Below are 21,728 nucleotides of genomic sequence, written 5' to 3' on the forward strand. Positions count from 1 at the left end.
GATTAAGATTCTGGGGTAAGGTTTAGACCCCGATAAACTTGTTCAATGGGGAAGCTGAAATTGATGCTTTTTAGTTCAATGGTGTCACTTTCTCCATAGTTAATAATCATCCATTGTCCCGCATCATTTTTGTGATACAAATCTATTTCGATTGCAGTGGAACTAACCAATAGGTAATCTTTCAATACTGGGTTGTTTTGATACATTCTGAACCGATCGCACTCTTAAACCGAATTTTTTGAGCAAAGATTTTCTGCATAACGCCGCGTTTGTAGGTTTGCAGGAGTTTTCGTTTGCGACGGAGTTGGGTTAGACGGCGATCTATAGCCCCTAGTAAACTAGCGATCTTCTCTTGTTCTGCGATCGAGGGCAATAAAAATTTGGAATTTAGAAAATCAGAAAAATGTACTCTTTTTTTCTCTACTAAAGACCCCATTGCAATACTGTCATAGAATCTAATGGAACTACTCTTAGTTAGGAGATAATCAACAAAAATGACATTCGCTTTTGGATTAACAGAAAATATATTGTAATACTTAGAGACTTTTACAAGTTTTGACTCTGTATGTCTTGCCAATGCACCAAAACGTAAATTCATTGGGTTATAAGCAAAATCATTAGGTTGAACAACCTTATATGCTTCTTCTTCATTTTTCACAAGAAAGCTTCTCTCATATCTCTCTGTTTTAGGGACAATTCCACTTTCAATAGTCAAGCTATATAATGGCAATTCTTCAGAAGCTAGAACATTGCTTTCAATCAAGATATTTTTAAGTTTTTGTGATTGCCAATCGCCCTCAAACTCAGGAAACCGCAAAACAGGAACATTTTTATTTAACTTATTACCCATTACCTATTACCTATTACCTATTACCTAACTTTCCAGTGGCAAAGAAAGAACTTTTACTTGGCTGATTTTGGACAACTGCTTATCATTTGTAATCAACATCGCATCACATTCCCAAGCACTAGCAACAATAATAGCATCAGGCATCTTTAAGCTATACTGCCGCCGTAATTGAATTGTTTTTTCAACAATATTTGCACTTATGTACACCTGAACCAGACTTTGTAGACTTGATCTAATTAGACTTTCTTCTTGTGAAGATAAACCCTTAAAAGATAAAACTTCAATATTTGTAATGACAGAATAACCGATCACTCCATTTGGAACTGGTTGAGTTAATTCTTCATTAAATAACGAGATTAAGATATTAGTATCAATGAGATAATCTAGTTTCATCCCACTCACTCCTAATTTGCTGTTGCCAAGCTAAAGCATTAACCCCTTGAAAAGCCTTGATTTTTCCTGATAGTTCGTTAAGGGAATGCTGTGCGCCTTGTTGGTTATGGAGTTTTTGACTGAGATATTGCAAAACCTCTTGTTGTTCTGCCCAAGATAATTGTTCCAGTAAACTAAACACTTGATCCTTCGTAATTTGCAAAGTCACCATAGCCAAAATCTCCATAAATTTAATAAAACCAATCTAGCAAAAAAGATCAATAAAATCAGTAATTTCCTGATAAAAAACCTGCCCCTTTTCTCTACTGCTACTTGCAGTTACTACTAATCTTAAAGTTTCCACCAACGAACTGATAGCAGCATCACAAACCAAATCAAAAAGCTGACCTAAATCATCTTGGTTTTGTTGTCCATAAGCTAAAGCATTAATATAATTATTGCGAATTTTATTATTAATCACCACAATGGGATACCCGGCACGAATTAACAATAAATTCATTAATAATCTAGCCGTTCTGCCATTCCCATCCCGAAAAGGATGGATCGAGACAAAACGATAATGAGCCATTGTTGCATATTCTACAGGATGGAGGGGTAAAGTAGCATTTGAATTGAGCCAGATTGCAAAATCCGCCATTAATTGAGACAGTAAATAATGGGGAGGATAAAGATAATTTTTTCCTGCTGCCATTACATCCAGCGTCCGATAACAACCCGCTTCATTAGGGTTAATTTTTCTCAGAATCAGATTGTGAATTTGTTTAATTTCCCATTCATTAATTTCTGTATCTTTTTGGGCTAAACTCTCAATATAGTCTATCGCCTCTTTATGTCCAATCACCTCCAAATGTTCATCAAGAGTCTTACCACCAATTGTAATCCCTTTAGTTAACACTAACTCGGTTTCACTTTGAGTTAAAGTATTCCCTTCAATGGCATTAGAGTTATAAGTAAAGCGGACATCATACAGCTTTTTGAGTTCCGCGATCATTGTTGTGTCAAAGGGTCTAAAGTCATCTAGCCAAACTTTTAGCTTGTCTATTTGCTCTAATTTAAGTTGATAATTCATACTCACATATTTACTTATTAAAGCAGTTAAGGAAAAATCTTTTTTTTGACTTAAACCAATTACCTGTTGAATAAACTGCTCGTAAAGTTGAGAGGAAGATACTAGCATAGGGTAATTGGTAATGGGTAATGGGTAATGGGTAATGGGTAATTGGTGATGAAATCTCTACTTTCATCCTGTAAATCCTTAAATCCTGGATATCCTGATTCTGACAAAAAAATTCTGACAATTTCCCCAGCCTCTAAAACGGTGCTTCAATCCCCAACTCCCTACAAAAACCCCGAATTAATTGATCCGTCTCCACCATATTGCGATCAATTTCCCGGATCTCCCTAGCCACCGCATCTAAATCAATCCCCTCCTCCTCCTCAAAAGTATCCACATAACGGGGAATATTCAAATTAAAATCATTCTCGGCAATCTCCGCTAACGGGGCGCGATAGCTATACTTTTCCTCCTCCAACCGTTGGCGATAGGTAGAGACAATTTTATCAACATCCTCATCCCGCAAATAGTTCTGATTCTTCGCTTTTTCAAAATAGGCACTGGCATCAATAAATAAAATATCGTCAGGATATTCCCGACACTTCTTAAACACTAAAATACAAGTTGGGATACTCGTCCCATAAAAAATATTCGCTGGCAACCCAATCACCGCATCTAACCAATTCCTTTCCTTGATTAGATACTTACGAATATGCCCCTCTGCCGCACCACGAAACAAAACCCCGTGGGGCAACACCACCGCCATAATGGCGTTTTCATCCAGATGATGAATCATGTGTTGGACAAAGGCAAAATCAGCCTTAGAAGCCGGGGCTAACTTCCCATATTGACTAAAGCGATCATCTGACTCAAACAGCTTATTGGCGCTCCAATTGGCTGAAAATGGCGGATTTGCCACCACCGCCTCAAACCGCATCCCCTCATGCTGGGGTTTCTCCAGCGTATCCTCTTGCCTCAGATCAAAATTGCGATAATGTACCCCATGCAAAATCATGTTCATCCGCGCCAAGTTGTAAGTTGTGCGGTTCATTTCTTGTCCGTAAAAATCCCCGACTGATTCTACCTCCCGCGCTACCCGCAACAACAAAGATCCCGAACCACAAGTTGGGTCATAAACCGACTTCAACCGACTTTTCCCCGTCGTCACAATCTTCGCCAATACCTTAGAAACCTGCTGGGGTGTGTAAAACTCCCCTGCTTTTTTACCTGCACCACTGGCAAACTGCCCAATCAAATATTCGTATGCATCCCCCAGTACATCGCTTTCCGTATCCTCTAGCCGAAAATCAATTTTATTCAAATGCACTAAAATCTTGGCAATTAACGCATTTTTGGCCTTCGGAGTCCGCCCCAACTTCGTCGAATTCAGATCCAGATCCTCAAACAAATGATCAAAATCTTCCTCACTTTCCCCGCCCATTGTGGAGCGTTCAATGTTGTTTAAAACATCCGTCAAGTCCCCCAAAATAAAAATTGAACTCTGTTCTAACTCCTCATCACTAATCTCATCCTTATCCGCCTGATTGCCCAATGCCCGTTTAGCCAGAGAACTAAACAACTCAGATGGCTTCAAAAAATAACCCAATTCGGCAATAGATTCTTCTTTAATTGCTGCTAAATATTCCTGCCCATCTTCCGAGGATTCATCAAGCTTTAAAAAATCAATCTTATCCTCCGCCAAAATCTCATTGGCGTAAAGATGCTGACGCTCGGATAGGTACTTATAGAAAATAAACCCTAAGCAATAATCCCGAAACTCATCGGCGTTCATCTTGCCCCGTAGAGAATCGGCAATATTCCAAAGCTGAGTTTCTAATTTTTTCTTTTGTCCGTTTTGTCCGTTCAGTCCGTTCGTCATTTATCTCTCTTATTGGGCGTTACCGCAGGTCAGCGTAGCTATCTCTAGCACTGCTAAAAATAGTGTCTCAGCCAAGTATAGGACATAGCAAGGGACTAGGCATGGAAAAGTTATAAGGAAAATGCCGAAAACCCTTGAAGGTGTGGCTGACTGAGTCAGCCACACCTGTTCTTTAGACGAGGGATGAAGGCTAGGGGTAGGATTTATCCTGCATTGACGTTAATTGCGCTGAGTATTTGTATCTAATCGTCATTCAAATTTTCTCCTAATTAACCCTGGTCAGTTTCGCCAGGGTTTTTTATTGCTGAATTTGAATACTAATGAATTAAAAAAGCAGATTTCGCCACCTTTTTTAATTTCGAGTTTCATTTTAATAAATTTATTTTTCCTCACTAATTGTTGGGGGAATGAGATAAATTATTCCGGAAACAATTGTTAAGATTACAGATATCCAAAAGGCAATTAAAACCGGAGTTTGCCAAGTTGGAGATAAGGGGGCAATTAGTAGAGATATGGCGATGATTTGACTAACCGTTTTCAGTTTACCCCAAATATTTGCCCCAGTAATAGTAGTTTGATTAACTCGCCAACCTGCGATCGCTAATTCCCGTGCTAAAATTATAAACACTGCCCAAGCTGGAATTTTTCCCAATTCTACCAATACTAACAATGGTGCAAGTACCAATAATTTATCTACTAAAGGATCAAGAAACTTACCTAACTCGCTAATTTGGTTAAGTTTTCTGGCTAAATATCCATCTAACCAATCAGTTAACGCTGCAATTAAAAATATTGTCAAACATATCCACTTTGCTTGATTTGTGGGATTGTATAAACCGTAAAGTAAAAAAGGTATTCCTAGCAGTCGAGAAAAAGTAATCCAATTAGGTAGAGTCATGACAATTTAAAATTTAATAATTCACTGAGTCTTCCATACCCACCAGGTACACCACTAGCAACATTAGTCAGCCAAACACCACGAATTTCTGTAGTTACAGGTAGAGAATTTGAATTTTGAGTATAACTAGGATTTGCAGAAATTGGAAATATTGTTAAACTAATGACAAATCCCAAACACAAAAAATACACAAAAAACCGCCGTAATACAGAATTCATTAGTTAAATAAGTCTAGATTGCTAATATCTATATAACTACAAAATCCAATTTTATTGTCGGGATTAGATAAAGATATGAATATTTTTTGATAAAACAAGGAACAGAGAAGAGGGAACAGGAAACAGGGAACAGAAAAATATTGATTCTTCATTCTGACTCCTGACTCCTGACTCCTTTCTTAGAATCTTTCTACACCTGAGAATTGTTGAATAGATGCTTTTGCTGCTTCTCCACAAGTGCGAGGTGTGGGAAAAATCTTGCCAGGATTTGCCAAACCTTGGGGATTAAATACCTGTCTTACCCATTGCATTGTTTCTAAATCAGCTTCACTAAACATATCTGGCATATAGCATTTTTTATCAGCACCAATACCATGTTCACCGGAAATACTTCCACCTACTCTTACACATAGCCTGAGAATTTCTCCTCCCAATTCTTCGACTTTTTCCAATTCTCCATGTACAGAATTATCAAATAAAATTAATGGATGTAAATTACCATCTCCAGCATGAAAAACATTGGCAATGGGATAACCATATTCATGACTTAATCTTTCAATTTCCTGGAGAACATAAGGTAATTGAGTGCGAGGAATTACCCCATCTTGCACATAATAATCAGGGCTAATATGTCCCGCAGCCGCAAAAGCTGCTTTTCTGCCTTTCCATAATTTTAATCTAGTTTCTGGGTCACTAGCACTAGTAACATTTCGCGCCCCATTCTTTTTGCAAATTTCTATGACTCGCTGTTTATTGGCAGAAACTTCTACTTCTAAACCATCAATTTCTACTAACAAAATTGCCGTCGCATCACGAGGATAACAATTAGTGGCAACAACATCTTCTACAGCATTGATACTAATATTATCCATCATTTCCATGCCACCGGGAATAATCCCCGCGCTAATAATATCAGAAACGGTGGCAGCCGCAGCATCTACGCTAGTAAAATCTGCTAGTAAGACACAAATAGATTCCGCACTCTTGAGAATCTTCAGGGTGATTTCTGTGGCAATTCCTAATGTTCCTTCTGAACCCACAAATACACCAGGTAAATCATAACCTGGGGTTTCGGGAATTTGTCCACCAACATCAACTATTTCACCGTTAGGAAGGACAAGTTTTAAGCCCAAAACATGATTTGTTGTCACACCATATTTTAAACAATGGACTCCTCCAGAATTTTCGGCAATATTGCCACCAATAGAACAAATAATTTGACTAGAAGGGTCAGGTGCAAAGTAAAAACCAGCACCACTAACAGCTTGAGTCACCCAACTATTAATTACTCCTGGTTGCACTACAGCCCGTTGATTTTCTAAATCAATACTAAGGATTTGTCGCATTAAAGAAGTGACAATTAAAACAGAATTTTCCGTTGGTAAAGCCCCACCAGATAAACCTGTTCCTGAACCTCTAGCAATGAAGGGAACGGAATATTGATTGCAAATTTTGACAATTTCTGAGACTTGTTCTGTGGTTCTGGGTAATACTGCGACTGGGGGACATTGTTTATAGCTGGTTAAACCGTCACATTCATAGGTGAGAAGTTCTTCTTTGCGTTGAACTACGCCTTTTTCACCAACTACAGCGACAAATTTTTTGATAATAGGTTTCCAGTTGATTTCTTTTTTATTTTTGGTAAGCATGGATTTTTTTATTTGTGGTAGATATTGACTGTATTTATTATTTTATATAAAGAATATAACTTATATTGTATTTTTGAAAGAATTGGTACAGGATAATTTGATATGATTTAGAAATTAACCATTGACAAAAAATCGAATTTATGTTTTGTGAGATATTTTTTATGGCACACAAATAATACCTAATCCTGCCATCTGACGAATATGCTCATCAAAGGCAAAAACTTCAAAGACACTTAAACGATTTGCCATTACTAAAATAGAACAATCAGTATAACTCCATTCTTTATCATTATATTTACAAAAAGTCTCCCAGATAAGCTGGTCATCTTGATCAGAAATATTGATGTAACGATGTTCAGTTCTTAAAACTTGACCAATTTTAATAGAAGCATCACTAGAAATTTTACTTCTAATCCAAGTGACTGTCTCATCAAATACTGTTTCTAAGATAATCCAGCGATGATTTAGATTATGGTATGTATATTGCTTTGCTATTTGATGATTGGTTTCAGATTTAACGAAAAAAGCAATTAAAGCTGAGGTATCAACAATTATTTCTTGATTCATGGTTTTATATTAAAATAGTTGAGTTTAATATAAAACATCATCAATATGTTCTGCATAGTTAGTAGATAGTTCTGCTTTTTGATCTTTAATTATAAATTCAGGATCAGGATTAGGAATTTCTAAACTTCCACAGAGTTCCCAAGTCTTAGTTTTAATTAAATTTGATTGTTCTTTCGCTAAATATGCTTCCAGAGCTTTAAGCAAAATATTTTGTAAAGAATCAGATTGATTTTGCAATTGATTCATTAATTGATCAGGAATCTCTAATGTAACTTTATTCATGGTGATTTAGAGATAAAAATCTGTTTTATGAAAATTATACCCTAATTTGTATTTTAGATCAACAAGGTTTGAGTTTGACACTGAGATAAAAAATAAGTGTAAGCATTCAGCTATCAGTGGTTAGCAGTCAGCTAAAACCGGATTTTAGGATCTTATTCAAGTGCATACCGCTATAACCAGCTAATAATGTATCATAAGTTAGAGATTTTTTTAAAATCCTGAATTTCTAAATTTAAAAATAATTAATTTTATGAATTTTCGTGATGAGTTTAAATTGTTACTCCGCGCTCGTTATCCGTTGATTTATATTCCTACTTATGAGGAAGAACGGGTAGAAGCGGCGATTCGGGAAGAGGCGATAAATCAAGGTAATCGTCCGGTGTATACTTGGGATTTTGTGGACGGTTATCAAGGAAGTCCCAATGATGTGGGGTTTGGTAAACGTAACCCGTTACAGGCTTTGGAGTTTGTGGAAAAGTTGACTGCTGCTGCACCTGCGGTGTTGATTTTACGAGATTATCATAGATTTTTGGATGATGTGGCTATTTCTCGTAAACTTCGTAATTTAGCCAAACTGCTGAAATCACAACCGAAAAATATTGTCCTATTATCCCCTCGCGTCGCTATTCCTGACGATTTGACGGAAGTGCTGACGGTGGTTGAGTTTCCCCTACCTAACGCCTCGGAAATCAAAATGGAGGTGGAACGGTTGTTACAAGCCACCGGGAATCCCCCTGTTGGCAAGTTTTTGGATGATTTGGTGCGTTCTTGTCAAGGGTTGTCTATGGAAAGAATCCGCCGGGTATTGGCGCGAGGAATCGCCACTCATGGACAATTAGAACCGGAAGATGTAGATTTAGTTTTGGCAGAAAAGCGGCAAACTATCCGCCAAACCCAAATTCTTGATTTTTACCCCGCCACTGAGGAAATTACTGATATTGGTGGTTTGGATAATTTGAAAGATTGGTTAATTCGGCGTGGGGGTTCGTTTAGCGAAAAAGCCCGACAATATGGTTTACCTTATCCCCGTGGGTTAATGTTGGTGGGAATTCAAGGAACTGGTAAATCTTTAACGGCCAAAGCGATCGCTCACCATTGGCATTTACCTCTGTTACGATTAGACGTAGGGCGGTTATTTGGTGGTTTGGTGGGTGAGTCAGAATCCCGCACCCGGCAAATGATTCAAGTCGCAGAAGCGCTCGCTCCCTGTATACTTTGGATTGATGAAATTGACAAAGCTTTTTCGGGTTTGGGTAGCAAAGGTGATGCAGGAACTACCAGCCGGGTATTTGGGACTTTTATCAATTGGTTAGCGGAAAAAACTTCTCCTGTATTTGTTGTGGCTACTGCTAATGATATTCAGGCGTTACCACCAGAAATGTTAAGAAAAGGGCGATTTGATGAAATTTTCTTTGTCGGTTTACCCAGCCAAGAAGAAAGAAAAGCCATTTTCAATGTGCATTTATCCCGATTGCGTCCCCATAATTTGAACAGCTATGAAATCGAAAGATTAGCCTACGAAACCCCCGATTTTTCCGGTGCAGAAATTGAACAAACGTTAATTGAAGCCATGCACATTGGCTTTAGTCAAAACCGTGATTTCACCACTGATGATATTTTAGAGGCTGCTAGTCAAATTATCCCCTTGGCACGAACTGCCCTCGAACAGATTCAAAAACTCCAAGAATGGGCAGCATCCGGTAGGGCGCGTCTAGCCTCAAAATACAGTCCTTTAAGCGATCGCATTCAACGTCAATTATAGGAGTCAGGAGTCAGGAGTCAGGAGTCAGGAGGAAGAAAAGAAAGAAGAAAGAAGGAAGAAGAAAGAAGGAAGAAGAAAAAAACTAACCAATTACCAATTACCAATTACCAATTACCAATTACCAATTACCAATTACCAATTACCAATTACCAATTACCAATTACCAATTACCAATTCCCTACTATATGCTTACAAACTTACTTAAAGTTATACTCGGTTTTATTTTAGCGATCGCAGTTTTATTAGGTACTGGCTTAACAGTTGCCCTATATTTTGTTAACCGTACCGCAGTAACTCCTCCCAAGCCACTGTATGCTAACGATAATCCTTCTAAACAAATTAAAAAGCCCAAAGCCACTCCCAAATCTCAACCGCAAAAACCAGCTACTCCCAACCCCACATCTAGCCCTACAGCTACTCCCACTCCCACACCCACAGAATCACCCAAACCATTACCACCAGATGCTTACGAAGGAACTGTTACTTGGGCGCAAGGACTAAGTATGCGGTCTGAACCAGATGCAAATTCTTCCACAACTGGTGGAGTTGGTGGTAATAAAAAAGTAATTATTTTAGAAGAAAGCGCCGATAAAAAATGGCAAAAAATTCGCATTGCTGATACCGATAAAGAAGGTTGGGTAAAAGCAGGTAACATTCAACGTTCCCCGTAAATAGGTGAGCATTAAAAATTATCCTATTTATGCTGATAAAATAGTCGGTTTTAACCGACTTTAGCTTTTAGACAGGGAATTTATTCCCTGGCTGGCTGGAAGGGAAATCAATACCGCGTTTAATTTGTTCACGTTCAATAGCTTGAAATAAAGCCAGAAAATTACCTTCTCCAAAACCTTGGGCAAAAGAACGACGTTCAATAAACTCAAAGAAAAAAGTTGGTTTTGAAAAAATTGGTTGACTGAAAATTTGCAATAATAACTGACCTGGGTGAGAATTTTCATGCCAGTCTACCAGAATTTCCTGATGAGATATAGCTTGTAATTCTTCAGTTGACAGAGAAAATTTATATCGTTGTTGTAGCTGGGAATAGTAACTTTGGGGAACAGAAAGAAAAGATAAACCAGCAGCGCGAAATCGAGAAATTGCATTCACAAGATCAGGTATTAATAAAGCAATATGTTGAATACCTGCCCCTCGATTTACATCCAAAAACTCCTGAATTTGCGAACTAGGCGAAGCCGGTTCATTAATTGGTAATTGAATATTACCATGAGGTGAAATCATTACCTGACTATGCAAACCAGAACGATCAGTTTTAATATTAAAAGTTTGTTGAGGTTGAAAATCAAATATTTTTTGATACCAATTAACAGCAGTTTCTAATTCACCAACTCCCACATTCAAAACTAGATGATCAATCGCCGTAATAGAATCATGTAAAATATTTTCGTTATCTGCTATTCTTGCTGTATTTTTAGTAATTAACGTATGATTTAAACTACCCCAAGCAGCAATTTTGGCATACTGACAAAATCCAGCATCTTCAACAGGTTGAAGAATCCTAGCCCCATTACTTATAGCCCTTGCTGTCAAAGCTTCCACATCATCAACTACAAAGGCTATATCAGCCACACCGGGAGGATGTTGACGCAAAAACTCAGCCACCGGGCTAGTCGGTAAAATCGCAGAAGAAAGTAAAAAGTAGACAGATCCACTTTTCACCACTTCTGTCCGAGTATGTAACGATTTTTGATGATGAGAAAGACTTGGAAAAAAGCCATCATTTACTGTTTGAAAACCAAGACAATAAACAAACCAATCTCGCCACCTTTGGGCATCTTCGACATAAAAGTGAACGTGATCAATTTGCAGCATAATTTATTTTAAATCCAGTATTTACTATCACCTTTATCTATGACATACTAAAAAAATAAATGACTCTCAGGTTGAATATTAATTTCCATGGGTATAGCCTGGGGTTCGGCAGATAAAGCATAAAAAATAGCATTTGCCGCAGTTTCACAACTCAGCATTTTACTCCGATCTACTTTTAAATTTACCTTATCCCAAAAAGAAGAATCTATCCCCCCAAAGTAAAAAAGCGTAATTTTCACCCCAAAGCGTTTCAGTTCTTCCGCTATACATTTACTAAAACCCACCACACCGAACTTAGACGCAGAATAAGCCGCAGCCATAGGCATTGAATGTTTACCAAGAATACCGACAACATTACAAATATGACCAGATTTCCGTTTTTGCATCTCCTTCGCTGCGGCTTGAGTGGTGTAAAAACAGCCTTTTAAATTCAAATCCAGCATTGCATCTAAATCTGCCGATTCAATGGTGTTGTAGGCTTTGAGAATACCCGCTCCAGCTGCATTTACCAAAACATCAATTTGTCCAAACTGAGCTATTGTCCTTTGAATTAATGCGTCTACCTGTTGGGGTTGAGTAATATCAGTAGGAACTGTCAGAACCTCTCCTGATAACTCATTAGCTAATGCTGCTAAACTTTCCCCGTCTCTAGCTACAAGTACCAACCTCGCACCAGTGGAGGATAACTGACGAGTTAAGGTAGAACCAATACCACCAGTAGCACCGACAATGACAATAACTTTATCTTGTAGCATCATAATATTTACATTTCTTTACAGACTATATTTATAGTACAGTCTATCTCGGTATTCTGGGTTTAATTCTCTAAATCAAATTAATTATCCAAATCCAACAAATCATAGTTCAGATTTTTTCACACCCACTTCCCATTTTTTACCGACTTGCTGAATTTGCAAAGAATGACAAGAATGGAGAAATTTAGCAAAACTACCCCCAATCTTTAATTGTTTGATTTGTTCAGTTATTGGTTTACCATATTGCTGATAAAATTTACTTGCCAAAATACTAATATCAACAGATTTATGATTATCTACCTTGCTTAAATTAGTCAAAATATTCTTGATTGCTTGCTCTAAATCTGCGGAAGAATTAATAGGATATAATACTTTTGATGTCAGAATTTCCTGTTGTGAATTATCCTGAGTATTTTCTGATTTCGATTGATGATGTTCAAAAAGGGTGACATATAATTCAGATTTCTCATCAATTTGATGAACTACAATCTCAGATGGATAGTGAATAAATACGTCTTTGGCTTGCTTACCGGGAAAGTGATGAGCAATAATTTGGCTAATGGTTAATTGATGTTTGCTTTTAAATAATTTAGACAGAATCGAAAGCTTAATCCAATAACTTTTAGTTTGTTTTTGTTGTAATTTAATCAAACCCTTCATTTGCAAAAGAAACTGCTCTATAGATGGTATCTCTGGCAAAGGTTTAAGAGAATAATTAATAGTTTCACTTGTTAAACTATTGAATACTTTAATATTTTCTCCATGCTGAGTAACTTGATAAACTAATATCCCATTTTGTTGTAGTGTATTACATAAGTTTGTCATTACCTTATCTGACGAACAAACAAACACCTCCTTCACATGAGGATAGCGTTCATGAATAGAAGAACCCACCGCAATCATTTTACCATCAGCATTATCTCTACCAGCAGGAACATGAATTAAATCATAGCCACGTTCATGTAATTCTACATCCAACTTTCCGCGATTTGACCAATTAGCAAAAGCAATTTTAACTTGTACAGGACAATGACAAATTGTAGTTAAAAACTTTTCTGTATTCGTGTTTAGTTGCAGGTTTTCTGCATCTAAAAGCAAAATAGTTATACTAGCAGATTGTCGTTGGAGTAAATGGTTAGTATTTACATCAATATTTTCTGGATTTAGCTGCTCAACAGCAGATATTAAATCTGATAGTATTTGTGAATCAAAAGCTGCGGGAACAAGCACCGCTTTAAGTGATGATTGCAGTCTTTGTAATAATTCATCCCAGCTTTGAGTTTGACTGAGTATGGCTGTGAATTTTGTACTTAAAGCCGATTTATTTGTAGATATTTGCCAGTTAATAGTTCGATATTTTGCAATCAAGAATTCTGGTTGCTGTTTTTGAATAGCAATAATTGATTGACAAATCTCGACAGAGATTTTTTGTAATAAGGCAGAATCATGATAGGACATAGCTTACAGCGTACAGTAGAGCATCCTGAGTATGAAGCCTCAAGTCTGAAAATATATTTTCCAGAACTCAACCTTCAGTAACTTCTATAACTTTAACTGTTACCTTACCTTGTGCCAACTGAATCACTAAATTTTCTCCTATAGTTAATTCTGATACAGAACGAGGAATTACACCATTTTCTGTTATCACCACTGCATAGCCACGCTGTAAAACGGACTTGGGGTCAATACTAGCCAATTTTTGTCGTAACATTTCTAAGTGTTGGTCGGCCTGTTGTAATTTTCCCGTTGTTACCTGTAATAATTGCCGATGTTTCCAAGATAACTTGTCTCTTTCCTGTTCTACTTGTCTATCTAACCGCAATTGACGCAACCGATGTTTTAATCCTTGAAGTTGCTTTTCCCTAGCTGCTAATGATGAATTTACGGCTGTACACAAGCCTGTAATTCGCTGTTGGTGTTGAATTTGCAAATCAGCCAATGCAGGTACTACGGTTTCCGCTGCGGCTGTTGGTGTATGTACGCATAAATCGGCCACCAAATCAGTTAAGGATTCATCCCTTTCATGTCCAATACCAGTAATAACGGGAATTGGACAATTAGCAACAGCCATAACCACTCTTTCATCATTAAAACAAGCTAATTCCTCAACAGCACCACCACCTCTTGATAAAATTAATACTTCTGCACGTCCATCTTTTTTAACCCGTTCAATGGCTTTTACGATAGATGCTGGTGCTTGTTCACCTTGTACTGTTGCGGGAGAAAATAAGATGTGTAAGCCGGGATATCTATGTTTAAGGGTTTTTTGAATATCACCCCAAGCGGCTGCTGTTGGGGACGTAATAACGGCGATAATTTGCGGATGTGAGGGAAAGTATCTTTTTCTCTCTGTATCAAATAGTCCCTCAGCCTGTAAGCGATTTTTCAGTTGTTGATAGCGTAATGCCTGTAAACCTACACCAGCAGGTAAGGCTTGCCACACTGTTAATTGATACTCTCCCCGTTGCGGGTAAATACGAATACTGCCTAAAATAATTAACTGTTCACCAGGAACTGGCATTTGTGCTAATTTTGCTACTTGACTTTTCCAAGCCACGCACTTAATCGCGGCTGTACTATCAGTATCTCTTAATGTAAAAAATAACCCACTCTGGTGATGATTGGTGCTGGAAACTTCTCCAGTTACCCACACTTGTCTGAGAATTTCATCTTGTTCTAAGAGTAATTTTAGATAGTCGGTTAAACCAGCTACGGAAAGGGCGGTATTAGGAAAGTCAAAGGTCATAGCAGTAGGTGATAGGTGATACAAATAACCGAGATCCCCGACTTTTTGATCACCTTTTGTTCATGGATTGATGATTGGAAAATGAAAAAAATTAGGGGAGAGTTCTTAATTGAGTTAGTATTATTGTATCATAAAGGTCTAATGCCTTGATTTGTGCAGATTATTGATAATTTCCCTCACGCTTTGAGAATCGGGATAATAAAACTTTATATACTGATATAAGAAAATACTAATTTATGACAAGACAACCGCACGACCAACTTGCTAAAGAATATCTAGAAGAATTATTAGCACCTTTAGGAGAGGTCAAAACCAGTAAAGATGTAAAAAGCGAAGTTCAGGAAATAGATGTTTGGTTTGTTCCGACAACAACAGTTATAAATTCAGAATTAGGATTATTAGGAAAAATGGCAGTTACAAGCTGTCTTTTTGAACCTTACCGTAATGCACGTAATGAGATAGAAATTAGAAGTTGTTTGTTAAAATTGTATAGCGTTCAGGGTGAATTGTTAAGACAAGCAAAAAGAGAAAAACGTTCTATCTCTGAAGAAGAATTACCCTTTCTATGGATTTTAACACCAACTTGTTCTGAAAGAATCTTGGAAGGGTTTGGAGCAAAAACAAAGGAGGGATGGGAAAAAGGAGTTTATTTTCTGCCAAAATACCAGAAAGCGGCTATTGTTGCTATTAACCAATTACCCATAATAGAGGATACACTATGGTTAAGGGCAATGGGAAAAGGCAAAACTCAAACTGAAGCTATCAGCAAAGTTGTTGAACTTTCACGAGAGAATGATAAATTGAACAAACTGGTAGCAATTTTCGCATCTTGGCAGAAAAATTTAGAATTGAATAGTGATGTCAATGATGAAGAAGTAAGGGAGTTAATTATGAGTTTATCACCAGCATATCTTAAACAGTGTGAAGAATGGAAACAAGAGGGAATAGAAGAAGGAAGACAGGAAGGAAGACAGGAAGGACAACAAGACGGACAGCGTTTGATGGTCGAGAGTTTGTTAGCGGTGCGTTTTGGTAATTTAGATGAGGAGTTATCTACTATTGTGATTCCGATGATGGAACTTTCTTTAACGGAAAGAACCCAGTTATTACTTAATTTATCTAATCTTTCCCGTGAGGAATTGTTAGCTAGGTTTAAAGTTGATTAGATGTTTTGAAAAACAATGTAGAGACGTTTCATGAAACGTCTCTTTTATAAGTTTGAATGGAATTATCTATCGAATAAAAATGGAAGAAAATAATAATAGCGATGAAGATAAGGAGTTAAGGATAGCTTGATCACCAGCATATTTATACCATCAGTTTCTTGTTTTGATGTTTGTTGCAGCACTTTCAAAATTTGGAAGTTTAAGAAAGTACCTTAACTGTTTGCCATTTGTTAGCTAAACAGTGCAAAGTCGCGGCTTTACCTTGGATATTGCCAATGCTTTCACTGATTTGTAAAGACTGCTGGTAGAGGGCGATAGCTTCGCTCGCCGTAGGCATCGCTTCTCTACATCAACGATTGCATAAAATCATTCACTGCATCATATTGATCTGCCATTCGAGAATAAAACTCTAGTGACCGCAAATCCAATTCTGGTAATAATTCACTCTTACTTACTAAGTCATATCCTGTAGAACGCAAACAATAAACCGAAATTACACCATCTTGCCAAAACCAAACCTCTGATACTCCGACTCGACGATAAATTTCTAGGGTGTCAATTCCACCACTGGTGACTATTACCTCAATTGCCAAGTCTGGAACTGGTTTGCGTGTACTCAAACAATAAGACTCATCTGGTTCTTTGCGTGCGCCTAATTCTTTTGTCCCAATTGTTGTACTACCACGTCCATAAAAACGAATATTTTTCACCCGCATATAAATCTCTAAAAGCTGACCTAAAGTATTTTTAGGTTCTTCATGGGCATCAGATAAAGGAGTCATAATTTCTAAATACCCATCTAAATAAGTTAACTGCGCTCCAGTTTCTGCCAAATCTGCATCTAATTTTTCCAGAGTTTCCCATGTTAGATTTGATAGCAAAGCTCCAACTGGATTTTTTTTAGCTTGAGAAATTGTGACAACCATCTGATTCACCTTTTACGCTATTTTTATAATATCCTAATTGCCTATAAAACCTATGGTAATTGCTCATATTCATCTTCTAGTTGCCACATTTTAGCGGCTTCATAATTGTCATCCTTGTTGTTTTGCGATATGCCCTAAACACCATAATGTCATGGCTTTACCTTGGACATCCCCAATGCTTTCACTGATTTGTAAAGACTGCTGGTAGAGGGCGATAGCTTCGCTCGCCGTAGGCATCGCTTCCCAATACTGCTCGGTTAAGCCTCAAAAAGTCATTATATGGTAGGTTGGGTTGGGTCACGTGAACGTATCCCTGGGGGACACTGCGTGAACGCCAAGCAATGGAACGTATCCCTGACGGGAGGCGTTAGCCATAACCCAACGAAATCATTGGTAATGTTGGGTTTTGTTACCTCAACCCAACCTACAACTAATTTTCATAGAAATATACCCACTATCCTAATTAGGACTTGCCAAAGCACACACATTCACATACGATGATTGGTAACATATCTGCCAATCATTTAACTGTGTCCGAAAAGGAGCATCTATGTCTGAGCCATTCTTTAACTTTCAACAAGGGTCAATATCTACCCCCTTCTACAACCATCAGGGTTTGAGCGTTTATCAAGATCCTTTCTATAGCAATCCTTATAATTCTTCTCAGTTACCTGTTCCGGTTATTGATACGTTTGTTCAGGCAATTAATGCAACAAAAGTTTTTCTAAGTGAACTCAGTGGTAATTCTCAAAAAGATTACATTATGGGGACTGCTTTTGGTCTTTATAATCAGGAGTCGGCTAATCCAATATTGACAGATTGGGCGCAAAATAATTTTACTGGTACACCACATATAGAATTAGTATTTGGTCAAAACTTCAATGGAGCCTATGCGAAGGACAATGATACTATTTATCTGTCTGGAGAATTTTTAGCGGCTAATTTGGGTAATGTTGAGGCTGTTACAGGGGTTTTATTAGAGGAAGTTGGGCATTATTTAGATAGTCAAATTAATGTTGTAGATGCTGCTGGAGATGAAGGAGATATTTGGTCAAAGTTGTTGCGGGGACAAAGTATTAGTTCTGGAGAATTGGTATTGTTGAAGGGTGAAGATGATCATGGCTTTGTGATTGTTGATGGGTTGAGTATTGGGATTGAAAAGTCTGAAGTTGCTCTCGCTAGTTTAAATGGCAGACTTTATCAGTCTATTCGAGGTCAAGATAGTGGTATTTACACCCGATCTTCAACAGATGGATTAAATTGGACTAGTTGGAATAATAATGGTGGTGGTGGTACACCTAGTGGTGTAGATTTAGAAGTTTTGAATGGTAGATTATATCAATCACATAGAGGATTTGATAATAGAATCTATACTCGTTCCTCAACAGATGGAGTTAATTGGACTGGGTGGAATAATAATGGTGGTGGTGATACACCAAATGACCCATCTCTAGCACTTTTCAACGGCAGATTATATCAATCACATAGAGGATTGGATAATAGAATCTACACTCGTTCCTCAACAGATGGAGTTAATTGGACTGGGTGGAATAATAATGGTGGTGGTGATACACCTAGTGCGCCAGTAATTGAAGCTTTTAATGGTAGACTCTATCAGTCTCATCGGGGATTGGATAATGCAATCTATACGCGCTCCTCAACAGATGGAGTTAATTGGACTGGGTGGAATAATAACGGTGGTGGTGGTACACCTAGTGCGCCAGTAATTGAAGCTTTTAATGGTAGACTCTATCAGTCTCATCGAGGATTTGATAATGCAATCTATACGCGCTCCTCTACTGATGGATATAACTGGACTGGGTGGAATAATAATGGTGGTGGTGGTACACCTAGTGACCCATCCCTAGAGGCTTTTAATAGCAGATTATATCAATCTCATAGGGGTTTTGATAACAAAATTTATACGCGCTCCTCTACTGATGGATATAACTGGACTGGCTGGAGTGAAGGATCAACAATTTCCGACAATGCAGGTAATACTCTAGCTACAGCCCGTGATATTGGCACATTAAATAGTTCTCGTAGTTTTAGTGATTGGGTAGGTGCAGCAGATACTAATGACTACTATCGTTTCTATGTTAGTGGTCGGAGTAACTTTAATCTTAATTTAACAGGATTAAGTGGCGATGCAGATGTTCAATTACTGAATAGTGTAGGGACTGTAATTACAAGTTCTACTGCTGGTGGTAGCAGCACTGAATCAATTAATACTCAATTAGGGACGGGAACTTACTATGTAAGAGTCTATCCCTGGAGTATTGATAGTACCAATTATAATCTCTCCTTAAATGCTACTCGTGTTAACTATTCTGCCCCTGCGACAATTAATAATAGCGGTTGGCAAAGTGTTCTCAATGCTCGGAATAATGATTTCGGAAGTCTTCCTACTCCTTGGTATTTAAAGCCTGGAGAGATATCTACTGAATTAGCAATTGGCGGACTAGCTAATAGTTGGTCAACAACGGGTAATGATGATGCGGCTGAACTACTCTATAATTATCTTAATGAAAATAATGGCGGACGCAATTACAATATTAGTTTTGATGAAGCTATTCGAGAATCTTCTGCATACAAAAATAATATTCTCAATGGAATGGTTAATAATGCTTGGTCAACAATTAGTGGGCTGGTAAGATCAGACTATTACTCAGGACAGGTAAACAATAATTGGATGACTGCCACTGGAAATGATTGGGGTAATAATAATTGGAAATGGGCTGTTGGAGGACATCATGTAAGATATACTTCTAATTATCAATATTCCCCAGAAACTGATATTGTGACTGTTGGTTTTCAATTTTTACTAAAAGATGTTTATGATTTTGCTTCTTTTGATACCTCTGCACCTGATCTGATTGATTTTGCACCACACGCATTACATTTATCCGGTGCTGCAAGGGCTTTTGAAGTTAGCGGTACATCTAGCACTTATGAATGGCAATTCCGCTTATCTTCTGGAACAGTTGTTAGAAATGGATTTGCTTAATTAGGATACGTTTTCTATGCTGTTTTAGCGATCGCTTTTCTTCGATGATGGAGAATGCGATTCCTACGGAGCGCTTCGCTATCGCTCAAAAAAAGTTATAATCTAGAAAATACTCTTGATTAATGCCTTATGTTAACTACATACACCGCAAAATATACCAAAATAAATAGTGGATATATGGGACAACTGATTGAATGGCAAGAAGTCATTACCGAAGGAGAAACACTAGAAATATGCAGAGCTATGTTACAAGATGCACTCAAAGAAATGATTTTTGCCTATCATCAGCAAAATAAAGAAATTCCCACAGGAAACTCTTTACTTGAACAAATTCCTGTAGAAGTATAATCATGTCCGTAAAACGAAAAGATTTAATTAAATATTTGGAAGAAAATGGATTTTATTTATTGCGGGAAGGTGGCAATCATTCTATTTATACTAATGATATAAAAACCATTCCCGTCAAAAGACATCGTGCAATTGATAGCTGCGCTCGCCGTAGGCATCGCATTACTGCCAATGCAATTTGTAAACAAGCTGATTTATTACCTAAATTTTAAACCTTATGGTCTAATTCTTCTATACTTTTGATCACTTTTACCAATTTCTGAAGATGTCCTAACTCATGGGTAGCCATTACAGATATTCTAATCCGACTGGTGCTAACTGTGGGGGGACGAATGGCTGGGGCAAAAATTCCCGATTCTCGCAAATGCTTTCCGGCTGTTAATGCTGCGGCTGCACTAGATAATTGAAAACATAATATCGGCGATTCTGTGGGTAATAATTTTAAATTAGGTAAATTCTCTGTAATTAATTGTTTTAAATAATTGACATTTTGCCAAAGTTGCGATCGCCTTTCCGGTTCTTCTCGCACTATCTTCATAGCGGCTATTGCTGCTGCTGTGTCTGCGGGAGAAAGGGCGGTGGTATAAATCCAACTGGGGGCGCGATTGCGTAAAAAGTCAATCAGGGAGCCACTTCCAGCAACATATCCGCCTAAACTTCCCAAAGCTTTACTTAATGTACCAATTTGAATTAATTCTCTGCCTGTACACCCAAAATGTTCTACACAGCCAGCGCCAGTTTTTCCCATCACTCCCGTAGCATGAGCTTCATCGAGCAGTAGCATACTACTAAATTCTTCAGCTAAATCTAGCAGTTGGGGTAATGGACATAAATCACCATCCATGCTAAAGACGCTATCAGTGATGATCAAACAGCGGCGAAAATTTTTCCTGTGTTCCCATAACTTTTCTTGCAGTACTGCAGTACCACCGTGCGGATATTCCATGACAGTTGCACCGCTGAGAATTGCCCCTTTTTTTAAGCTGGAATGGTTATATTCATCAGAGAAAATTAAGTCTCTTTTGCCGACTATGGCCGCAATTGTCCCTAAATTTGCTAAATAACCAGAACTAAATACTAATGCGTCTTGGGTTTGTTTAGTAGATGCTATTGCCTGTTCTAATTCTTTATGTATTTCTCGATGCCCACTGAGTAATCTAGAACCTGTACTACCAGTGCCGAATTGTTGAATAGCAGTAATGGCGGCTATTTGTAAGCGTTCATCTCCTGCTAATCCTAAGTAATCATTACTGGCAAAATTAATAACCTCTTGCCCAGATAAGACCACAGTTGCACCGGGTCGGCTGTGAATAGTTTGCACGCAACGATACCAGTCAGCCCGATGAATAGTGGCGAGAGATTCATTTATCCAAGCATAGGGATTATTATTGATCATGA

At 37.8% G+C, this 21,728-nt stretch carries 24 protein-coding genes and 1 pseudogene; 6 read left to right on the forward strand and 19 right to left on the reverse strand.

Annotated features, from left to right (window positions below; all coding sequences use genetic code 11):
* Positions 1 to 2: 2 nt before the first annotated feature.
* From ANA_RS14320 to ANA_RS14370, 11 genes and pseudogenes are all read right to left on the reverse strand, one after another.
* Positions 3 to 215, reverse strand: a pseudogene (locus ANA_RS14320) (Uma2 family endonuclease); the annotation flags it as partial.
* Positions 182 to 850 (reverse strand): restriction endonuclease subunit S, encoded by a 669-nt coding sequence (locus ANA_RS14325; protein WP_015080769.1) that lies wholly within the window; start codon positions 848 to 850, stop codon positions 182 to 184. The pseudogene ANA_RS14320 and the gene ANA_RS14325, both read right to left, overlap by 34 nt.
* 24 nt (positions 851 to 874) lie before the next feature.
* Positions 875 to 1,243 (reverse strand): type II toxin-antitoxin system VapC family toxin, encoded by a 369-nt coding sequence (locus ANA_RS14330; protein WP_041458077.1) that lies wholly within the window; start codon positions 1,241 to 1,243, stop codon positions 875 to 877.
* Positions 1,221 to 1,469 carry a hypothetical protein gene (locus ANA_RS14335; RefSeq protein ID WP_015080771.1) on the reverse strand — a complete coding sequence of 83 codons (249 nt, stop codon included), beginning with the start codon at positions 1,467 to 1,469 and terminating at the stop codon, positions 1,221 to 1,223. The genes ANA_RS14330 and ANA_RS14335 overlap by 23 nt, the downstream gene beginning before the upstream one ends.
* An 18-nt stretch (positions 1,470 to 1,487) precedes the next feature.
* Complete coding sequence (locus tag ANA_RS14340; RefSeq protein ID WP_015080772.1) at positions 1,488 to 2,420, reverse strand: Fic family protein; 933 nt, start codon at positions 2,418 to 2,420, stop codon at positions 1,488 to 1,490.
* A 133-nt stretch (positions 2,421 to 2,553) separates the two neighbouring features.
* Positions 2,554 to 4,176 (reverse strand): type I restriction-modification system subunit M, encoded by a 1,623-nt coding sequence (locus ANA_RS14345; protein WP_015080773.1) that lies wholly within the window; start codon positions 4,174 to 4,176, stop codon positions 2,554 to 2,556.
* Positions 4,177 to 4,555: 379 nt separating this feature from the next.
* Complete coding sequence (gene pgsA / locus ANA_RS14350; RefSeq protein WP_015080774.1) at positions 4,556 to 5,074, reverse strand: CDP-diacylglycerol--glycerol-3-phosphate 3-phosphatidyltransferase; 519 nt, start codon at positions 5,072 to 5,074, stop codon at positions 4,556 to 4,558.
* Positions 5,071 to 5,292: a hypothetical protein gene (locus tag ANA_RS14355; protein ID WP_015080775.1), complete on the reverse strand. Its 222-nt coding sequence runs from the start codon at positions 5,290 to 5,292 to the stop codon at positions 5,071 to 5,073. The genes pgsA and ANA_RS14355 overlap by 4 nt, the downstream gene beginning before the upstream one ends.
* A 179-nt stretch (positions 5,293 to 5,471) precedes the next feature.
* On the reverse strand, positions 5,472 to 6,941 hold the full coding sequence (gene glcD, locus ANA_RS14360; protein WP_015080776.1) for a glycolate oxidase subunit GlcD: 1,470 nt from the start codon (positions 6,939 to 6,941) through the stop codon (positions 5,472 to 5,474).
* A gap of 159 nt (positions 6,942 to 7,100) precedes the next feature.
* Positions 7,101 to 7,508, reverse strand: coding sequence for a type II toxin-antitoxin system VapC family toxin (locus tag ANA_RS14365; RefSeq protein ID WP_015080777.1), 408 nt, complete (start codon positions 7,506 to 7,508; stop codon positions 7,101 to 7,103).
* A 24-nt stretch (positions 7,509 to 7,532) separates the two neighbouring features.
* Positions 7,533 to 7,790 carry a hypothetical protein gene (locus tag ANA_RS14370; protein WP_015080778.1) on the reverse strand — a complete coding sequence of 86 codons (258 nt, stop codon included), beginning with the start codon at positions 7,788 to 7,790 and terminating at the stop codon, positions 7,533 to 7,535.
* Between the two features lie 250 nt (positions 7,791 to 8,040).
* Between ANA_RS14370 and ANA_RS14375 the strand changes: the two genes are divergently transcribed.
* Together ANA_RS14375 and ANA_RS14380 are read left to right on the forward strand one after the other, a co-directional pair.
* Positions 8,041 to 9,552, forward strand: a complete 1,512-nt coding sequence (locus ANA_RS14375; protein WP_015080779.1) for an AAA family ATPase — start codon at positions 8,041 to 8,043, stop codon at positions 9,550 to 9,552.
* 185 nt (positions 9,553 to 9,737) lie between these two features.
* Entirely contained in the window at positions 9,738 to 10,223 is a 486-nt protein-coding gene (locus ANA_RS14380) for an SH3 domain-containing protein (RefSeq protein WP_015080780.1), read from the forward strand.
* Between the two features lie 67 nt (positions 10,224 to 10,290).
* Here ANA_RS14380 and hppD read toward each other — a convergent pair whose 3' ends face one another.
* The 4 genes from hppD to xseA form a co-directional block, all read right to left on the reverse strand.
* On the reverse strand, positions 10,291 to 11,382 hold the full coding sequence (hppD, locus tag ANA_RS14385; protein ID WP_015080781.1) for a 4-hydroxyphenylpyruvate dioxygenase: 1,092 nt from the start codon (positions 11,380 to 11,382) through the stop codon (positions 10,291 to 10,293).
* Positions 11,383 to 11,429: 47 nt separating this feature from the next.
* A complete protein-coding gene (locus tag ANA_RS14390) occupies positions 11,430 to 12,140 on the reverse strand; it encodes an SDR family oxidoreductase (RefSeq protein WP_015080782.1) in 711 nt (236 codons plus the stop codon).
* A gap of 99 nt (positions 12,141 to 12,239) precedes the next feature.
* Entirely contained in the window at positions 12,240 to 13,595 is a 1,356-nt protein-coding gene (locus tag ANA_RS14395) for an NYN domain-containing protein (protein ID WP_015080783.1), read from the reverse strand.
* 67 nt (positions 13,596 to 13,662) lie between these two features.
* Positions 13,663 to 14,883: an exodeoxyribonuclease VII large subunit gene (gene xseA, locus ANA_RS14400; RefSeq protein WP_041458079.1), complete on the reverse strand. Its 1,221-nt coding sequence runs from the start codon at positions 14,881 to 14,883 to the stop codon at positions 13,663 to 13,665.
* Positions 14,884 to 15,119: 236 nt separating this feature from the next.
* On the opposite strand from xseA, the gene ANA_RS14405 reads away from it, so the two are divergent.
* Positions 15,120 to 16,049: a Yae1 family protein gene (locus tag ANA_RS14405; RefSeq protein WP_015080785.1), complete on the forward strand. Its 930-nt coding sequence runs from the start codon at positions 15,120 to 15,122 to the stop codon at positions 16,047 to 16,049.
* A 199-nt stretch (positions 16,050 to 16,248) separates the two neighbouring features.
* On the opposite strand, the gene ANA_RS26640 is transcribed toward ANA_RS14405, so the two are convergent.
* The 3 genes from ANA_RS26640 to ANA_RS28255 all read right to left on the reverse strand — a co-directional run bounded on the left by ANA_RS26640 (position 16,249) and on the right by ANA_RS28255 (position 17,212).
* On the reverse strand, positions 16,249 to 16,386 hold the full coding sequence (locus ANA_RS26640; RefSeq protein WP_157749993.1) for a hypothetical protein: 138 nt from the start codon (positions 16,384 to 16,386) through the stop codon (positions 16,249 to 16,251).
* A 7-nt stretch (positions 16,387 to 16,393) separates the two neighbouring features.
* The gene (locus tag ANA_RS14410; RefSeq protein ID WP_015080786.1) at positions 16,394 to 16,975 is read right to left on the reverse strand and encodes a Uma2 family endonuclease; all 582 of its coding nucleotides are present in this window, start codon (positions 16,973 to 16,975) and stop codon (positions 16,394 to 16,396) included.
* 108 nt (positions 16,976 to 17,083) lie between these two features.
* Entirely contained in the window at positions 17,084 to 17,212 is a 129-nt protein-coding gene (locus ANA_RS28255) for a hypothetical protein (protein ID WP_256380184.1), read from the reverse strand.
* A 313-nt stretch (positions 17,213 to 17,525) separates the two neighbouring features.
* On the opposite strand from ANA_RS28255, the gene ANA_RS14415 reads away from it, so the two are divergent.
* From ANA_RS14415 to ANA_RS14425, 3 genes are all read left to right on the forward strand, one after another.
* Complete coding sequence (locus ANA_RS14415; RefSeq protein WP_015080787.1) at positions 17,526 to 19,982, forward strand: pre-peptidase C-terminal domain-containing protein; 2,457 nt, start codon at positions 17,526 to 17,528, stop codon at positions 19,980 to 19,982.
* Between the two features lie 129 nt (positions 19,983 to 20,111).
* Positions 20,112 to 20,330, forward strand: a complete 219-nt coding sequence (locus ANA_RS14420; protein ID WP_015080788.1) for a type II toxin-antitoxin system HicB family antitoxin — start codon at positions 20,112 to 20,114, stop codon at positions 20,328 to 20,330.
* Between the two features lie 2 nt (positions 20,331 to 20,332).
* Positions 20,333 to 20,542: a type II toxin-antitoxin system HicA family toxin gene (locus ANA_RS14425; protein ID WP_015080789.1), complete on the forward strand. Its 210-nt coding sequence runs from the start codon at positions 20,333 to 20,335 to the stop codon at positions 20,540 to 20,542.
* On the opposite strand, the gene bioF is transcribed toward ANA_RS14425, so the two are convergent.
* Entirely contained in the window at positions 20,539 to 21,723 is a 1,185-nt protein-coding gene (gene bioF / locus ANA_RS14430; RefSeq protein WP_085929760.1) for an 8-amino-7-oxononanoate synthase, read from the reverse strand. The two genes, ANA_RS14425 and bioF, sit on opposite strands and share 4 nt — an antisense overlap.
* Positions 21,724 to 21,728 lie beyond the last annotated feature (5 nt).

Source organism: Anabaena sp. 90 (assembly GCF_000312705.1).
Taxonomy (GTDB): domain Bacteria; phylum Cyanobacteriota; class Cyanobacteriia; order Cyanobacteriales; family Nostocaceae; genus Dolichospermum; species Dolichospermum lemmermannii.

Excerpts from the sequence above, each read along its gene's own strand:
- ANA_RS14365 (WP_015080777.1), bottom strand. The coding sequence starts at position 7,508 with ATGAATCAAGAAATAATTGTTGATACCTCAGCTTTAATTGCTTTTTTC.
- ANA_RS14335 (WP_015080771.1), bottom strand. The coding sequence starts at position 1,469 with ATGGAGATTTTGGCTATGGTGACTTTGCAAATTACGAAGGATCAAGTG.
- ANA_RS14405 (WP_015080785.1), top strand. The coding sequence starts at position 15,120 with ATGACAAGACAACCGCACGACCAACTTGCTAAAGAATATCTAGAAGAA.
- ANA_RS14410 (WP_015080786.1), bottom strand. The coding sequence starts at position 16,975 with ATGGTTGTCACAATTTCTCAAGCTAAAAAAAATCCAGTTGGAGCTTTG.
- xseA (WP_041458079.1), bottom strand. The coding sequence starts at position 14,883 with ATGACCTTTGACTTTCCTAATACCGCCCTTTCCGTAGCTGGTTTAACC.
- ANA_RS14415 (WP_015080787.1), top strand. The coding sequence starts at position 17,526 with ATGTCTGAGCCATTCTTTAACTTTCAACAAGGGTCAATATCTACCCCC.
- ANA_RS14345 (WP_015080773.1), bottom strand. The coding sequence starts at position 4,176 with ATGACGAACGGACTGAACGGACAAAACGGACAAAAGAAAAAATTAGAA.
- ANA_RS14355 (WP_015080775.1), bottom strand. The coding sequence starts at position 5,292 with ATGAATTCTGTATTACGGCGGTTTTTTGTGTATTTTTTGTGTTTGGGA.
- ANA_RS14420 (WP_015080788.1), top strand. The coding sequence starts at position 20,112 with ATGTTAACTACATACACCGCAAAATATACCAAAATAAATAGTGGATAT.
- ANA_RS14395 (WP_015080783.1), bottom strand. The coding sequence starts at position 13,595 with ATGTCCTATCATGATTCTGCCTTATTACAAAAAATCTCTGTCGAGATT.
- glcD (WP_015080776.1), bottom strand. The coding sequence starts at position 6,941 with ATGCTTACCAAAAATAAAAAAGAAATCAACTGGAAACCTATTATCAAA.
- ANA_RS14330 (WP_041458077.1), bottom strand. The coding sequence starts at position 1,243 with ATGAAACTAGATTATCTCATTGATACTAATATCTTAATCTCGTTATTT.
- ANA_RS14375 (WP_015080779.1), top strand. The coding sequence starts at position 8,041 with ATGAATTTTCGTGATGAGTTTAAATTGTTACTCCGCGCTCGTTATCCG.
- ANA_RS14325 (WP_015080769.1), bottom strand. The coding sequence starts at position 850 with ATGGGTAATAAGTTAAATAAAAATGTTCCTGTTTTGCGGTTTCCTGAG.
- ANA_RS26640 (WP_157749993.1), bottom strand. The coding sequence starts at position 16,386 with ATGCCTACGGCGAGCGAAGCTATCGCCCTCTACCAGCAGTCTTTACAA.
- ANA_RS14340 (WP_015080772.1), bottom strand. The coding sequence starts at position 2,420 with ATGCTAGTATCTTCCTCTCAACTTTACGAGCAGTTTATTCAACAGGTA.
- ANA_RS14390 (WP_015080782.1), bottom strand. The coding sequence starts at position 12,140 with ATGATGCTACAAGATAAAGTTATTGTCATTGTCGGTGCTACTGGTGGT.
- ANA_RS14425 (WP_015080789.1), top strand. The coding sequence starts at position 20,333 with ATGTCCGTAAAACGAAAAGATTTAATTAAATATTTGGAAGAAAATGGA.
- pgsA (WP_015080774.1), bottom strand. The coding sequence starts at position 5,074 with ATGACTCTACCTAATTGGATTACTTTTTCTCGACTGCTAGGAATACCT.
- ANA_RS28255 (WP_256380184.1), bottom strand. The coding sequence starts at position 17,212 with ATGCCTACGGCGAGCGAAGCTATCGCCCTCTACCAGCAGTCTTTACAA.
- hppD (WP_015080781.1), bottom strand. The coding sequence starts at position 11,382 with ATGCTGCAAATTGATCACGTTCACTTTTATGTCGAAGATGCCCAAAGG.
- ANA_RS14380 (WP_015080780.1), top strand. The coding sequence starts at position 9,738 with ATGCTTACAAACTTACTTAAAGTTATACTCGGTTTTATTTTAGCGATC.
- ANA_RS14370 (WP_015080778.1), bottom strand. The coding sequence starts at position 7,790 with ATGAATAAAGTTACATTAGAGATTCCTGATCAATTAATGAATCAATTG.